Source organism: Ruegeria sp. AB11 (genome assembly GCF_056536325.1).
The window spans coordinates 292,334-305,823 of record NZ_JBQFJO010000002.1 but is presented as its reverse complement, the minus strand read 5'-3'; the positions used below and the strand labels follow the sequence as shown (position 1 = coordinate 305,823).

Annotated in this window: 16 protein-coding genes; 7 read left to right on the top strand and 9 right to left on the bottom strand. The window is 55.8% G+C overall.

Annotated elements, in window-relative coordinates; all coding sequences use genetic code 11:
* Positions 1-61: 61 nt before the first annotated feature.
* Together ACR3EJ_RS20980 and ACR3EJ_RS20975 are read right to left on the bottom strand one after the other, a co-directional pair.
* Positions 62-1,117, bottom strand: a complete 1,056-nt coding sequence (locus tag ACR3EJ_RS20980; protein ID WP_170546978.1) for a tyrosine-type recombinase/integrase — start codon at positions 1,115-1,117, stop codon at positions 62-64.
* Between the two features lie 572 nt (positions 1,118-1,689).
* Positions 1,690-2,337, bottom strand: coding sequence for a class I SAM-dependent methyltransferase (locus ACR3EJ_RS20975; protein ID WP_170546981.1), 648 nt, complete (start codon positions 2,335-2,337; stop codon positions 1,690-1,692).
* Positions 2,338-2,434: 97 nt separating this feature from the next.
* Between ACR3EJ_RS20975 and ACR3EJ_RS20970 the strand changes: the two genes are divergently transcribed.
* Together ACR3EJ_RS20970 and ACR3EJ_RS20965 are read left to right on the top strand one after the other, a co-directional pair.
* Positions 2,435-3,340, top strand: a complete 906-nt coding sequence (locus ACR3EJ_RS20970) for a LysR family transcriptional regulator (RefSeq protein ID WP_170546984.1) — start codon at positions 2,435-2,437, stop codon at positions 3,338-3,340.
* 9 nt (positions 3,341-3,349) lie between these two features.
* Entirely contained in the window at positions 3,350-3,856 is a 507-nt protein-coding gene (locus ACR3EJ_RS20965) for an ATP-binding protein (RefSeq protein ID WP_170546986.1), read from the top strand.
* A gap of 361 nt (positions 3,857-4,217) precedes the next feature.
* On the opposite strand, the gene ACR3EJ_RS20960 is transcribed toward ACR3EJ_RS20965, so the two are convergent.
* Together ACR3EJ_RS20960 and ACR3EJ_RS20955 are read right to left on the bottom strand one after the other, a co-directional pair.
* The gene (locus tag ACR3EJ_RS20960) at positions 4,218-4,574 is read right to left on the bottom strand and encodes a VOC family protein (protein WP_170546989.1); all 357 of its coding nucleotides are present in this window, start codon (positions 4,572-4,574) and stop codon (positions 4,218-4,220) included.
* A 40-nt stretch (positions 4,575-4,614) separates the two neighbouring features.
* The gene (locus tag ACR3EJ_RS20955) at positions 4,615-5,052 is read right to left on the bottom strand and encodes a VOC family protein (protein WP_170546992.1); all 438 of its coding nucleotides are present in this window, start codon (positions 5,050-5,052) and stop codon (positions 4,615-4,617) included.
* Between the two features lie 108 nt (positions 5,053-5,160).
* On the opposite strand from ACR3EJ_RS20955, the gene ACR3EJ_RS20950 reads away from it, so the two are divergent.
* Complete coding sequence (locus ACR3EJ_RS20950; RefSeq protein ID WP_170546995.1) at positions 5,161-5,865, top strand: helix-turn-helix transcriptional regulator; 705 nt, start codon at positions 5,161-5,163, stop codon at positions 5,863-5,865.
* A gap of 261 nt (positions 5,866-6,126) precedes the next feature.
* Here the strand turns inward: ACR3EJ_RS20950 and ACR3EJ_RS20945 are convergent, their stop codons facing one another.
* A complete protein-coding gene (locus ACR3EJ_RS20945) occupies positions 6,127-7,047 on the bottom strand; it encodes a LysR substrate-binding domain-containing protein (protein WP_480423484.1) in 921 nt (306 codons plus the stop codon).
* A 109-nt stretch (positions 7,048-7,156) separates the two neighbouring features.
* On the opposite strand from ACR3EJ_RS20945, the gene ACR3EJ_RS20940 reads away from it, so the two are divergent.
* The 4 genes from ACR3EJ_RS20940 (at position 7,157) to ACR3EJ_RS20925 (ending at position 10,188) form a co-directional block, all read left to right on the top strand.
* The gene (locus ACR3EJ_RS20940) at positions 7,157-8,023 is read left to right on the top strand and encodes a pirin-like C-terminal cupin domain-containing protein (RefSeq protein WP_170547001.1); all 867 of its coding nucleotides are present in this window, start codon (positions 7,157-7,159) and stop codon (positions 8,021-8,023) included.
* Positions 8,024-8,063: 40 nt separating this feature from the next.
* The gene (locus ACR3EJ_RS20935) at positions 8,064-8,681 is read left to right on the top strand and encodes an isochorismatase family protein (RefSeq protein ID WP_170547004.1); all 618 of its coding nucleotides are present in this window, start codon (positions 8,064-8,066) and stop codon (positions 8,679-8,681) included.
* Positions 8,682-8,699: 18 nt separating this feature from the next.
* The gene (locus ACR3EJ_RS20930; RefSeq protein WP_170547007.1) at positions 8,700-9,527 is read left to right on the top strand and encodes a Rossmann-fold NAD(P)-binding domain-containing protein; all 828 of its coding nucleotides are present in this window, start codon (positions 8,700-8,702) and stop codon (positions 9,525-9,527) included.
* Positions 9,528-9,714: 187 nt separating this feature from the next.
* Positions 9,715-10,188: a hypothetical protein gene (locus tag ACR3EJ_RS20925; RefSeq protein ID WP_480423481.1), complete on the top strand. Its 474-nt coding sequence runs from the start codon at positions 9,715-9,717 to the stop codon at positions 10,186-10,188.
* A 57-nt stretch (positions 10,189-10,245) separates the two neighbouring features.
* Here ACR3EJ_RS20925 and ACR3EJ_RS20920 read toward each other — a convergent pair whose 3' ends face one another.
* Genes ACR3EJ_RS20920 through ACR3EJ_RS20905 form a run of 4 tightly spaced genes read right to left on the bottom strand, consistent with a single transcriptional unit; the run spans position 10,246 to position 13,352 of the window.
* Complete coding sequence (locus tag ACR3EJ_RS20920; protein ID WP_170547010.1) at positions 10,246-10,593, bottom strand: hypothetical protein; 348 nt, start codon at positions 10,591-10,593, stop codon at positions 10,246-10,248.
* Between the two features lie 46 nt (positions 10,594-10,639).
* Complete coding sequence (locus tag ACR3EJ_RS20915) at positions 10,640-11,713, bottom strand: DoxX family membrane protein (RefSeq protein WP_170547013.1); 1,074 nt, start codon at positions 11,711-11,713, stop codon at positions 10,640-10,642.
* 46 nt (positions 11,714-11,759) lie between these two features.
* The gene (locus ACR3EJ_RS20910; protein ID WP_170547016.1) at positions 11,760-12,728 is read right to left on the bottom strand and encodes a DMT family transporter; all 969 of its coding nucleotides are present in this window, start codon (positions 12,726-12,728) and stop codon (positions 11,760-11,762) included.
* Between the two features lie 9 nt (positions 12,729-12,737).
* A complete protein-coding gene (locus ACR3EJ_RS20905) occupies positions 12,738-13,352 on the bottom strand; it encodes a nitroreductase family protein (protein ID WP_170547019.1) in 615 nt (204 codons plus the stop codon).
* Positions 13,353-13,490 lie beyond the last annotated feature (138 nt).

Below are 13,490 nucleotides of genomic sequence, written 5' to 3'. Positions count from 1 at the left end.
GCGTTTTTTGATTTTAATGGCGGTAACCCATGGGTTACCGCCTTCTTCGTTTAGCCCCAACTTACCCCAACAGATCTGTGGCTGGATTCTCCGCGATATCGACGTCATCGTAGTATTTCTGCGCTTGGGCCAGGGAGCGGTGCAGTGACAGGCGCATGGCGGCCTGGATGGGCGCACCGTCCAGTGCGGCCTGAGTCAGAAACCCCGAGCGCAGCCCGTGGGGCGAGGCAAAATCCTCGGGCAATCCGGCTTGTTTCAGGCGGTGTTTGACGATCTGATAAATCGCATCCGGGCTCAGACGACGTTTCAGCACACGATCCGCTTTTGAGACAGGGCGGAACAGCGGTCCATCCTCGATCCCGCCAATCTCGATCCAATGCACCAAGGCTTGCGCGGCGCGCCCCTTCAGCACCAGTCGCGGGGTCTCGCCCTTCTGGGTGGTCTTGGTCTCCAGCAGCGAGAGCCAGACGACGCCGCTCTTGTCAAATTCCTTGAGCGAGACATCCTCGCGCATCAACTCGGTGATCTCCGAGCGCCTCCGACCGCCCGAAGCCCAGCCGAGCATCAACAGCGCCCGGTCGCGGCCATCGCGGCGCGTGCCGTGGCAGGTGGCCAGCAGCTGTTCCAGTACATCGCGGGTGATCGGATGCTGCGATTTTGGGGCCGGGGGCCGGGCAGCGGCGTGGCGGGCATGGGCGCGTGCTTGCTTGACCTGGGGCGCGTCGAAGGGCGAAATCAGGTTCTTCATTCGATGAAAGGCCAGCCAGGAGGCGATGCGCCGGTCCAGCGTTGACGGGGCAGGGCAGGCGAGGGACTTGCGCAGCCCCTGAGCGATCAGCGCTTCTGCGGTTTCGCGCGCCACATCCGTTTCTGGTGCGTCATTCAGATCCCGGGCGTGATCGAGAATGAAGGCCAGGGCGGTGGCCTCGGCCTCAGGCCAGTCCAATGCGGCGTCGAACCGTGCTTGTTTCCACGCTGTCACATAGAGCAGATCCCGTTCATATGCCCGCAGCGTGTTTTCCGGTGTGCCGCGCACATAAAGATCAGTGAGCGCCTCCTGATCCGCCTGCGACAGGGCAGGGGAGGCGGTCGGTAGATACGGGGCAGGGGGTTTCATAAGGGCCATTCTACCCCGATTTCAGGGCAAAATCAATCACACGTAATAAGGGATATTATCAGATATGATAGATATTCTGAGGTAGGGCAAATGTAACAAGCAAAATGAGTTACTTTTGCGCGTTAAGTGGGTAAGGGGATTAATAACCCGATAGAGTTTTTGACATAGCTTAACATACGGATCTCACTGCAATCTTTTGACGTGGGCAACTGACTTCAGGATTGGTTTGTGGTTGGCTGTGCATAGGACCGATCCGTTTGAGAGGTGTGCCCAAGACATCCCAGAACATATGATGAGTGAGGACCTCGCGTCCGGCGCACTCGTCCCATTAAACGTTGAAGGCTTCCCGCCCCGGCATACCGAGATTTTCGCAATTCGAAGAGGTGACCGACCCATGGGCATAGTCATGACCGCGATTTGGACATCAGTTGAAGCCCGTGGAGGCCTCATGCAATCTGGTTCACTCAGCGAGACAACAGGTAATTACAGATATCTGCAAAGCGATTGAGATCCCGATCTGTTTTCGATTGGAGCGTTCGTATTTCGCGTCTCGAAACTTGGTTGCAACGTACTCAGTGCTTTTTCGCGACAACGTATCGACTAGGCAGCATTCCGGCCTGATCCGAGGTCTCTATTACCTCGAAGCCGGTGTTGACAATTTTTCGTTCGAGTTGTTGCGCGGAGATAAAGTTAACAAAGGGCGCTTTCCCAAGAGCCTGCATGATTGGGATCGCGATCCGACTGATTGCCGCATATTTGACACCTCCGTTCTCCGGCGCACAAACTGTTTTTGAAATGAAAACTCCGCCGGGCTTCGTCAATGAAAATATATGCGCGAGCGCATCCTCGAGGTCAGGCACGAGATGAAGCAGGTTATGTGCCAGGATTGCGTCATACAATCCCACATCAAGTCGATGCTCCAGAACTTCAGCCACTTTGAATGTTACGTTTTCCAGGCATTCTTCCGAGCGCTTTTCATTGGCAATCTCGATCATACCAGGCGCAAGATCGGTCGCGGTAACATGGGCAACGTTCGGCGCAAGCATCAGTGCCGTTGAACCCGTCCCGCAGCCGATTTCCAACACGTTGTCTTCCGCCTTGAGATAAGACTTCGTACGCTCGAGCGTGTTCAGGTATCCTTCCATGTTCCGGATAGGATCAGCCGCGTACTTGCGCGATATCTTGCTCCAGAATGCGGCGTCCTTGGACAAAGTAGCCATGGTATTCCTCGCTTTAATAGGTGTTTGCTGCACCCGATACTTTCAAACGCGGTCTTATGGAATTGCCAGAGTTCGCAGAACTGTTATGCATAAATGCATGAATTGGAAGGCCATCAACTTCGACTGGAACCAGGTGCGGTCTTTTCTCGCAACAGCGGAAGAGGGCTCGTTCTCCGCGGCTGCACGCGTGCTTGAGCAAACTCAGCCTACAGTAGGTCGCCAGGTTGCAGGGCTGGAGCAGTCGCTTGGCATCACCTTGTTTGAACGGGTTGGTAAGTCGCTGAAACTGACAGCTACTGGCACCGAACTTTTGTTGCACGTTCGGGAAATGGCGGATGTTGCGAGCAGGATCTCACTGACCGCGACAAGCCAGTCACAAGCTATCGAAGGGCAAGTCAGGATCACTGCGTCCGACGTGATGTCAGCGTTTCAGTTACCGCGGATCCTGAAGCAGATCAGGCTTGCGGCGCCACGTCTTGAAATCGATGTTGTCGCTGCAAATGATATACGTGATATTCAACGGCGTGAAGCCGATATCGCCATCAGACATGTACGCCCGACGCAACCAGATTTGATTGCAAGACTTGTGGCAGAGGCGACAGCAAACTTTTATGCGGCACCTTCGTATCTTGACCAGGTTGGGCGTCCCAAAAACGCAGACGACCTCGCCAAACTGGACTTCGTGGGGTTTGGAGATGTGGACACAATGGTCGGATTCCTAAACCCGGCCGGCATCGACGTCACAAGGCAGAACTTCCGGATCGGTTCGCAAAGCGGGATCGTTTCGTGGGAGATGGTGCGGCACGGATTTGGCGTCAGTGTGATGTCGGATGATATAGCCGCATTAACACCCGGTATTGAGAGAGTCTTGCCAGACCGCGAGCCCTTCAGGTTTCCGATTTGGCTAGCGACGCACTCGGAATTGCACACCGCAAAGCGGATCCGACTGGTATTCGACCAGCTTGCGGAGCGGCTAGGCGATCAGAAAAGTAGAAACACATAGGAAGCCTCAATGTCACATGCGGTCCCAACTCTCCACTTGCTGTGCGGCAAAGTCGCTTCCGGAAAATCCACTCTGGCGGCGGAGCTGTCGCGCCAAAATTCAGCAGTTCTCATTTCCGAAGATCAATGGCTGAGCGCCCTGTTTGGTGACGAGATGTCTTCACTACAGGACTATGTGAGATGCGCATCGAAACTTAGTCAGATCATGGGCCCACATGTAACATCAATGCTGGTCGCCGGGGTTTCGGTCGTCCTCGATTTCCCGGCAAATACCCTCGAAAACCGAAGGTGGGCGCGTGGGCTGAATAAAGGTACAGGGGCGGCGCAGATACTCCACTTTCTGGATGTGCCGGACGAGGTCTGTCTGGATAGGCTGCACGGGCGCAACAAAGAAGGCGCCCATGCCTTTGCCGCAACCGATGAACAGTTTCGACGTATCGCGCGGCATTTTGTACCGCCATCACCTGACGAGGGTTTTCAAATCTTAACTCACCATCTGAAATCCAGGCTCAAGTAGGTTCACTTCACCACGCGAAGAAAGGTGCGGCCACCCAATCCCTAGGAACGAATGGCCAAACATTTATGATGAGATTGCAATGCGGCAAAACTCTGGGGGGCTACGCCGTAGCATTGTTTTTGTTACCCGCCTTCTTTTGCCTCTCTTGGATTGCAACCCAAAAACACAACAGCGCAAGAACGATCTCTATCGGTTCGCGCACATCACCAGAGGGCATGGTCAAGACACCTGCTATCACCGGATCAAGCATCCTATGCGAGCACAGCTTCGAGTACAAGCTTACCTGTCCGCCCATTCGCGCCCAAAAGAACGAGTTTCAAAACCTTGTCATTTCAATTGGAAACTTCACTTGCGACCTGCCTCAGGCGGAGAGGCAGATCTTGTTGCCGTCCAGATCCCTGACGTAGGCCGAGAAGCGCGGTCCACGTTGGTTCGGCTCGCCTTCGCTTTTGCCACCAAGCTCGACGGCCAATGCGTACAGCCTTTCAACCTCTTCAGCCGACCCGACGCTGAAGCCGACCATGGTTCCGTTTCCATTGGTGGCAGGTTTTTCGTCGAACGGGATGGCAACTGCGAAAGCAAAATCAGGTCCGAGCCAGTATGTCATTCTGTCAGTGGGCGAGATGCGCTCCAAGCCTGTTTGGCCAAATAGCTGGTCATAAAAGCGCGTTGCGGCGCCCATGTCGTTGGTGCCGACGACGCAGTAGTTCATATGCATGGTGCGATGTCCGTTGAGATAGCGCGTAGTGTTGAGAGTGTCACTGATCTGTCAGTCTGAAGAACTCGATCAGTTGATCATTCGGATCGGTGATCTTGAGCAGGTGGATGCCCGGCTCTTCAATGATCTTCGGTGTGGTCACTCCGGCGGCAACGGCACGGGCATACAAGATCTCAAGATCCGCGGATTGCAGGTAGGGAACCGCGCCCAAACCTGCCTCGGACCCCGGTGCGTACTTGTCCCGTGACACGATTGCGAACCAGCCACCAGCCACGTTAAACGCCACGAATTCAGGTAGCCCGATTGTCGGTTCACTGTCGAACAGGGCGCGGTAGAAGGCCTCAGACTCCTCCATGTTATCGGTCGGCACATAGGCGCCCATGGCCATGATCGGCGCGGTTCCCGGCTGCTCCGCCGACTCCGCAACGAGCGCTGTTGGCAGAACCGCAGCGAGGGTTAGAGCAATGAAACGTCTCATATCCTGGTCTCCGTTTTTTGGATGTCTTTCCTGCTTCTACCGCGCCTATGCTGACAGCGTGTTGTCAGTATGGTGTCAGTATGATCTGTTTCATCGAAAGGAGATCCCATGAGGCGCGGCGACAGGCTATTTGAAGTCATCGAGATCCTGAGACGTGCCAAGGGCCCGATCTCAGCCCAGTCCATTGGTAACGAACTGGGCGTAACCAAACGTACGGTGTATCGGGATGTTGCTGCGCTGATGGGGCAGGGCGTGCCAATCAATGGCGAGGCCGGGGTCGGCTATGTGTTGGAGCCCGGCTTTCACATGCCACCGCTGATGTTCACCCCGGACGAGATCGAGGCCGTTATGCTTGGCGTGCTGTGGGTCCAGACCCGAGGCGAACCCGAGCTTGCACTGGCGGCTGAGAAGCTGATCACCAAGCTGGAAGCTGTCGCACCTGAAAGGTACCGGACGTCGTTTCTTCAACCGGCAGTCAGCGTCGCGCCCGTCGTTCAGCCGGATGAAGTACTCGGCGCCGCGGCCATTCGTCTGGCCATTCGGCGCCGCAAGAAGATAGCCCTGAAATACTCAGACAACTCGGGCCAAAAGACCAGTCGTGTGATCTGGCCCATATTGCTGGGCTATCGGGACACCAGCCGCATCATCGCCGCGTGGTGCGAAATGCGACAGGGTTTTCGTTACTTTCGGACAGAACGGATCATTGAGGCGGAGGTCCTTGAAGACAGTATTCCTCGGCGAATGGACCTGCTTCGCGCGGAGTGGCGCAGCGCAACGGATGCAGAACGTAAGCGCTATGAAGAGGGGGCATAAGACACGGGTTGCCGAAGGAGCACTTTGGAGAAGCTGCAGAGCAGCGCTCGAGGGATGGCCAATGCCGGAATGGGCCGGTTGTCATGCAGGCGAACGCAGCGACTTAGGGCGATTCAGAAGCCGCAACTATGGGAGGATGTGAAGTGAGATGGATACAGCCTTGGAGAGAATAGCCCATATACACTGATAGTCGATGAACTGATTTGCACCGTTTTAGTGCGCGGGTGCAATTCGAGTGCACTGCGACCGATTGACAATTTGCTATGCCGCTGCTGGTAGATCGCTTGCCAGAACGGTCGGCAATTCCTGTTTCAAGAAACTTAGGAGAGCTTCTAATGCCGGCAGCATGCCTTTTCGCGATGGCATCAAGAGGCTGATTTGGGGATGGCCCGCTGTCCAACCCGGCAGAACCCTCACCAGCGTTCCGGCATCTACTTGTGATCGACACACATAGGCTGGCAAAGCGACAAGCCCAAGGGACAAGGCTGCTGCGTTTATGAGCGTCGACATGTCATCGCTGGCGAGGCGCATTTGGCACGGAATCGATGCAGTTTGCCCATCTCCGTCCGTTAGTACCCATTGGTGTGTTTTTTCAGGCCGACCAAGGACCAAGGCCGGGTGATCTGCCAGCGCAGTCGGATCGTCACATTGATCCAAAGTGTCATTGAACTCAGGCGAGCAGAACAGGTGCCATACCACCCGCGCCAACCGCATCTGGATCAGGCTTGAGTCCGGCAGAGTGTCCACATGGCCGCGAATGGCCACGTCGATGCCGCCCTTGATCAAATCCTCCATCTGATTTGACGCCCGCTGTACGACCGTCACGCCGGGATTGTCTTGCAAGAAACGAGGCAAGATCTGATCGAGGCCGAATTGCGCCATCCCCACAGAACAGGACAGTGTGACGGTGCCTTCAATAATGTTGGTTTTGCGCCGGACGGCGGTTTCGGCGATCTCGAACCGGGTCAACGCGTCTCTGGCATGGCGATAGTATTCCTCTCCAATCTCCGTCGTTGTGACGATGCGCGATGTTCGCTGCAAGAGGCGGACATTAAGGTCATCCTCAAGTTGTCTCACACGCCGGCTGAGGCGCGATTTCGGGACGTTCAGCGATCGCGCCGCGGCGGAGAAGCCGCCCTTTTCAACAACTTGAACAAAATAGAATGCGTCGTTGAGATCCATCCTGACACCTCTCATTGTTCTACCAATAGAACGATAGGTTCTGATATTGGCTGATTTTCGTTCGATTGTCTCGCATTTATTATCATTCCAACAAAAGCGAGAGACTGACATGAACACGCAACCTATCGACAAGCTCGCAGGCGTCCCTTGCGAAACCCATGCCCAAAGTGAGGGTCGCCCACTCACGATTGGCGACGGCTTTCAGGCAAAAAGCTATCAGCACGCAGACTTCCGGGGATTGATGGACCCGCTGATCATGGTGGATCATTTCACCATGACGCAGCCCACCTTCGGGACACATGCTCATGCCGGGCTGTCCGCCGTGACGGTTATGTTCGAGGACAGTGAAGGCGCGTTTCACAATCGTGACTCCATCGGTAATGACCTCGATCTGGCGCCCGGTGATCTTTATTGGTTCAAGGCAGCGCGCGGGGCACTGCACAACGAAGCGCCCCGTCCCGGCGCAAGAACCCACGCCCTGCAGGTTTTTGTCAATCTCTCGGCTGAGCACCGGCATGACGCTCCTGCCGCCTTTCTCGTGGCGGCGAAGGACATTCCACGGCTTGCTGGCGACAGCGCCACTGCACGGCTTGTTCTTGGTGAATGCGGCGGTTTTCAGGGAGCTGTTGCGCCGGACAACCCGTTAACACTGCTTGATATCGACATAATTCCCGGTGGCCGGTTTACGCATACGGGCGACAAGGACCAACACGCCTGGATCCTCGCCATCAAGGGCACCACCCGCGTGACGTGGAACGCAGGGTCTTCCGATCTGCAGCCCGGCAACGCAATCGCAATCGCCGGAGCAACGAATATCTCGTTCTCCGCGCAAGACGGCGCGCACATCGTCCTGTTCCGGGGCCGGCCTCTTCGCGAGGCCTTTGTCCAACGAGGTCCATACGCCATGGGCAGCACGGAAGAGCTTGATGCAGTCGAGGCGGCCTACCGGTCCGGTCGCCTCGGATCAATCGACTGAAATCATCATCACCAAAGACCTATTCAGAAAGGAGAAAACCATGACCCCTTTGCACAACCCCGAACCGTTGACCCGTGAGAATGCCGCCGTCGTGTTTGTGGACAATCAGGTCGGGCTGATGACCGGCATCCGCGACTATTCGATTGCCGATCTGAAACACAATATTGTTGGTCTGGCCAAGGCCGCAAAGGCCCTTGGCCTGCCGATTGTCACAACCACCACCTCGTCAGAGACGTTATGGGGGCCTGCCATCCCTGAACTGCAGGATGCTCTGCCTGACCAGACTTTTATCGACCGCACAACGGTCAATGCGTGGGATGACCCACGGGTGGAAGAAGCCATTCGCGCAACCGGGCGGAGCAAGCTGATTTTCGCGGGCTTATCCCTCGAAGTTTGCGCGGCGTTTCCTGCAATGAGGGCGGTGCGCGAGGGGTTTGAGGCTTATGTCGCTGTGGATGCCAGCGGCACCTTCAATATGACAAAGCGCGAGACCGCTTTGGTCCGTCTGACCCAGGCCGGGGTTGTTGTCGCCGATGGTGCTAGCCTGATGATCGAAATTCTCGCCGACAATGCGAGCAATCAGGCCTGGGATGTCTACGGTGCCCTGGGCATGGATTGGTCGATCCTGGTTGGCCAAGTCCGTGCGAGTGCGGCTTAGCTTTCGGAGGATGCAAAAATGACAAAGCAACCAATCCTAGTCATCGGTGCCACTGGAAAAACCGGATCACGCGTCGCCACGAAACTCGAAGCGAAAGGCATGACCGTCAGGCGCGGCGCACGCCGTTCGGACACGCCGTTTGACTGGGAGTATCCGACGACCTGGGCACCGATCCTGACTGACGTTTCCAAAGCCTATGTCACCTTTTTCCCTGACCTGGCCTTCCCCGGTGCCATCGAAAAGCTGGAAGGCTTCGCAAAGGTGGCCTTGGACACCGGGTTGCAGCACATCGTGTTGCTGTCTGGCAGGGGCGAACATTTTGCTACTATGGGCGAAGAGGTGATCCGCAACTCCGGCGTTGGGTTTACCATCGTGCGGTCTGCGTGGTTCGCGCAGAACTTTTCGGAAGGTTACTTGCGCGACCCGATCCTTGGCGGCGTTCTGCCCATGCCTGGCGGTGACATCGCTGAGCCGATCATCGACATCGACGATATCGCTGATGTGGTCGTTGCCGCGCTGACTGAAGACGGGCATATGGGAGAACGTTACGAAGTCACTGGGCCGCGCCTCATGACCTTCGCCGAGATGGCGTTTTCGCTGACTGAGGCGATTGGGCGCCCTGTTCAGCACGTGCCGATTACCTTCGAAGACTTCCACGCTAATGTCGCTCAAGCCGGAGACGACTTTGTCGCCGATGTCTTTACAGCGATCGCCCGCGAAACTCTGGACGGTCGCAACGCCCATCTCACCCACGGCGTTCAACGTGCCCTGGGCCGAGCGCCACGAGATTTCAACGACTATGCGGTGAAGGCTGCTGCTTCTGGTGCCTGGTCATTAAGCGTTTGATCTCAGAGGTAATCTACGGGATGCATTTCGCTTCCCGCCATTCCTCATCCAAAAACAGAGGTCAGGCATATCCCCGTTTTTTTGTAGCTATGATTCAGTTCGCAATTCTGGCCTATGCGCTAATCGGCGGAGTGTTATTTGCGTTTTCGGATTTTCTCATGCGGTCACTGGCGCAGGCGCAAGGGCCATGCAAGTCATCAATCGCGAAGTTTACCGCTGGGTGTTCATGAGCTTGTTTTTGGGCATGGCACCGGTCTCGCTTTTGATCATTGGCTATTCGGTCATTGCGCTGGATGGTCCTGATCCTTCTGTCGGCTCCGGTGTACATTGTCGGCTGTTTTGGCGTCACTGTGTTCTTCAATGTACCGATGACGATTCACGGCCACCTATTGTGACGCGTTGGCGCGTATTTTTCCATGCATCTGAAAAGAAAGATCTTCTTCTTTCGTCACTAACAGTTTCAGGTTTGCGTTACGGCAGCCAACGGTGCGCGCTACAGGTTGTTGTGGTGTCAATGTCGCTTGGGGGTGAAGAAAGTGCCGAAGCCGCTGGAAAAACCCCGTTACGACAAAACCCTTCATCCATCACCCACAACGACCAACGCCGCAGCCTCAATTGGTTCGCCCCCCAACACCAGATCAGAGTGGTCGTTCGTGTTTAGACTGACTGAGACGACGTTTTGCCCCGGTTGCAATCCCGTCATGTGAAATGCGGTTCCTTAGAGCCGCGTGACCTTATTGCCATTCAGGTAGAGATGGGCGTGCCCTTCGTTTGGTGTGTTGGCTTGGTTGACCCGCTCAGGTGAAAACCGAAAGTTCTCGACAGCCACGTAGACATTCCAACCGGCGAGCGCGTCCTTAACAACTTCGATCGACACTTCCAGTGCGTTGTCTGGATCAACTTCGACTTGGCTGTGAAGTTGTGCATGGCCATGCGCGCGGTCGACAGATGGATCAGCGTCAAAGGTTCTGACCGCAGGTGCGATCAGTATACCGAGAAACAGGCAACCGAGGGTCCAATAGAGGACGTACATCAGCGGGATTTCAAGTTTTCTGGGTAGTTTCATCGTAGCCTCCGAAACAGATGTGCGGCTGACGGACCCGACCCGTAGATCAGGCCAATGCGACCTTGGCAGATCTTCGCGCTGTGATCTTCAGCCGTTGCCCGTATCCCAACAGCAGCAGGATCAGCGCGGTTGCTATGATGGGCAGGTGGCCAATCAGTTCTTTAAGCGCTTCGTCCTGCTCGTTTTGCAAGATGAACACAGCGTTGGAGATTAGCATCAACCCGGCAACAACCAGGATGTTCAGACGGGTGACAACGCCCAGAACCAGGATGAGACCAAAAACAACTTCCATAACCCCGGCAGAAAGGACAAAGAGCCTGTCGCTGAACCAGTCGAAGCCAAGCAGTTGCATGAAATTCCATTGATACTCAGAGAGGTATGCCTGGCCGAGCGCGGCACCATGCAGCTTCTCAAAAATACCGAGCATGATCAGCGAAAGCCCAGTAAATATCCGCAGCATGTCTACAGAGTATGGTTTCAATTTTGCGCGCAATTCATCGGTCGGGAAATAATTGAAGAGCAGGAAGAGCGCGATACCTACGACGTTGACATATTCGAACGACCGAACGACGCCGAACTGGATCATCATACCTATGAACAGGATCAGCATCAGGATCGCGGCATGGTGCAGGAAGTGGTTACTAAGCAAGAGAATCCCGATCCCGGCCTGCAGGAACACCAGAAACAGCCCAAAGCCGCCATGGGCCTGCAGGTGAGGGGCGACCAGCGCGCCATCATACGCGGTCAAAAGAAAGGAAATACCGGTAAGGATCCGCATCAACTCCATGACGTCATGGCGAATTTTGGTGTTGGCGATCGGAACCGTCGGCAACCGAGAGTCGAGGAAGATTGCAGTTCCAATCAAGACAGTTGCGATCGCGATCCAGATCAAAACAGCGGGGTCGAACAGAGTATAAGGCTCGAATGTTGCAACCTCGGGGCTGTTGGGATCGACAAACCAACGGACATGCGCTTGTGTTGCATTCGGAGCTATCAGCAGGCCCACTAACCCACCGAGGCCAAATGCTGGCAGTCTTGGTTTGGTCCGGTCAGGACTGGTCAGACACTGGAAGGCGGGACGGTGGATCGTGGCAAAAAGACGATGTTGAACACTTGGCATTTCGCGATCCTTTCGTTTCCCAGGACAGCAGTTGAATTCGATTGGCTTAACTCGGCGCGACAGGCCGCACGACCCGTCTCATATACCCGAACCATCGGGTGAAGTCCGACTGGAGAATGACTGTAGCTGCGATCGCCATCACCATGCCCGGCCAGGTTGCCAATGGTGGCAGGGTGTTTCCCGCAAATAAACCGATCACAAGCACCAGAGTCGGGTTGAGGAACGTGTAGGACATCACACGGGTAGGGCCGATGTGGGTTGTACTCCACTGAAACAGGAAAAAGGTGACGATGGTGGTGAAGACCGACAAATAGGTGATGCCTGCCAAAGTGCGTATCGGGATCTCGGCCCAGGAAACACTACCAAGACGGGGCAGCGACACTAACAAAAGCCAGATCGATCCGGTGGCCAATATCCAGAATGTCATCTGGGCCATAGGCTCGCCTTTGTGCAAAACCTTGACCAATGTGGTATAGCTGGCCAGCGCCATGGTGCCTGCAAAGAACAACAGGTCGCCCATGCCAATCTGCAGTGCGAGAAGTGCGGTCAAATCACCGCGGAATATCACCCAAATCGCGCCAATCGCGCCGAGGGGAAGCGCAATTCGCGCGCTTCGTGTTATCCGTTCGCGCAATAGGATCGCTGCCATGCCTGCGGTAATGACGGGGCTTACCGAAAAGATTGCCGCCGTGTTCAGCGGTGTGGTCATTCTCAGGGATGCAAACATACACCAGAAAAACGTGACCAGCAGAAGGCTGAGCAGACTGTAGCGCAACAGGTCGCGCAGGCTGGGACGGACGATGCCGAAGCGCCACGCCACCAGCGGAGCGAATAGCAGTGTCGCAAGCGTGAACCGCACAAAGGTCAGCACAACACTATCCAGACTGTCTGTGATGGCGGCCACCACCGGAAACGACGTGGCCACCAGAAAAGTCGCCAACAGCATCAAGCCGTGGACATGCAGATCGGTTCCGACCTCCCGAGGTTCGACGGTTGTGTTTGGGTGGCGTGACATAGGAGCCTCCTATTCTGCTGCGAGTGCGGTGAAGCGGGCGGGGTAGGGACTAGGGTAGGAAATCTGCTCAAGCGGATACCGGTTGCTAGGCAACTCGCGCACACGCAGATCGTGCGGAAGCCGAATGGCCTCGGCGGGGCGGCCGATAGTGATCCCCACCTCAAGTCGAAACCGGTCCGGCAAACCCAGAACTGTAGTCGCATGTTCGAAATCGAGGCCCGCCATGGCATGGGCGGCATACCCGAGCGCGGATGCCTGAAGCGCCATCTGCATCCAGGCGGACCCAGCATCGAAGCTGTTATATTTCGAGATCATCTCGGGCCTGTCTTCATCAGCTGGCATCACCGTGTCCGAGATCAGATAGATCAGTGCCGACGCCGATCCGGCCCATTGCCGGTTTTCTGGGTCCAGCACCGACAGGAAATCCGTCCAATGTTTGTCGGTGCGATGGGCATACAGAAATCGCCAGGGCTGGACGTTGAATGCCGAGGGCGCCCAACGGCCTGCTTCAAGGATGGTCAGAAGATCGGCATTGGGCATGGGTTTTGCTTCATATGCGCGTGGGGACCAGCGATCCAGGAAGAGCGGTTCGATTGGATGGTGGGCGGTTCTGAATGTTTGCATTTCGGGACTCCTAGTCATCTACTCGGACGTTCTGTCCTGTCGTGGATGCGTGGCCAAAATCGCCTACGCAGCTTGATGCCTTAAGAAATACAGAGATGCATGAAAGTAGAGAATACGGCTATCGATGAAGTCTTACTT

What these genes read in the sequence shown, in the direction of transcription:
- ACR3EJ_RS20980 (WP_170546978.1), bottom strand. Translation starts at nt 1,117, where the DNA reads ATGAAACCCCCTGCCCCGTATCTACCGACCGCCTCCCCTGCCCTGTCG.
- ACR3EJ_RS20975 (WP_170546981.1), bottom strand. Translation starts at nt 2,337, where the DNA reads ATGGCTACTTTGTCCAAGGACGCCGCATTCTGGAGCAAGATATCGCGC.
- ACR3EJ_RS20970 (WP_170546984.1), top strand. Translation starts at nt 2,435, where the DNA reads ATGAATTGGAAGGCCATCAACTTCGACTGGAACCAGGTGCGGTCTTTT.
- ACR3EJ_RS20965 (WP_170546986.1), top strand. Translation starts at nt 3,350, where the DNA reads ATGTCACATGCGGTCCCAACTCTCCACTTGCTGTGCGGCAAAGTCGCT.
- ACR3EJ_RS20960 (WP_170546989.1), bottom strand. Translation starts at nt 4,574, where the DNA reads ATGCATATGAACTACTGCGTCGTCGGCACCAACGACATGGGCGCCGCA.
- ACR3EJ_RS20955 (WP_170546992.1), bottom strand. Translation starts at nt 5,052, where the DNA reads ATGAGACGTTTCATTGCTCTAACCCTCGCTGCGGTTCTGCCAACAGCG.
- ACR3EJ_RS20950 (WP_170546995.1), top strand. Translation starts at nt 5,161, where the DNA reads ATGAGGCGCGGCGACAGGCTATTTGAAGTCATCGAGATCCTGAGACGT.
- ACR3EJ_RS20945 (WP_480423484.1), bottom strand. Translation starts at nt 7,047, where the DNA reads ATGGATCTCAACGACGCATTCTATTTTGTTCAAGTTGTTGAAAAGGGC.
- ACR3EJ_RS20940 (WP_170547001.1), top strand. Translation starts at nt 7,157, where the DNA reads ATGAACACGCAACCTATCGACAAGCTCGCAGGCGTCCCTTGCGAAACC.
- ACR3EJ_RS20935 (WP_170547004.1), top strand. Translation starts at nt 8,064, where the DNA reads ATGACCCCTTTGCACAACCCCGAACCGTTGACCCGTGAGAATGCCGCC.
- ACR3EJ_RS20930 (WP_170547007.1), top strand. Translation starts at nt 8,700, where the DNA reads ATGACAAAGCAACCAATCCTAGTCATCGGTGCCACTGGAAAAACCGGA.
- ACR3EJ_RS20925 (WP_480423481.1), top strand. Translation starts at nt 9,715, where the DNA reads ATGCAAGTCATCAATCGCGAAGTTTACCGCTGGGTGTTCATGAGCTTG.
- ACR3EJ_RS20920 (WP_170547010.1), bottom strand. Translation starts at nt 10,593, where the DNA reads ATGAAACTACCCAGAAAACTTGAAATCCCGCTGATGTACGTCCTCTAT.
- ACR3EJ_RS20915 (WP_170547013.1), bottom strand. Translation starts at nt 11,713, where the DNA reads ATGCCAAGTGTTCAACATCGTCTTTTTGCCACGATCCACCGTCCCGCC.
- ACR3EJ_RS20910 (WP_170547016.1), bottom strand. Translation starts at nt 12,728, where the DNA reads ATGTCACGCCACCCAAACACAACCGTCGAACCTCGGGAGGTCGGAACC.
- ACR3EJ_RS20905 (WP_170547019.1), bottom strand. Translation starts at nt 13,352, where the DNA reads ATGCAAACATTCAGAACCGCCCACCATCCAATCGAACCGCTCTTCCTG.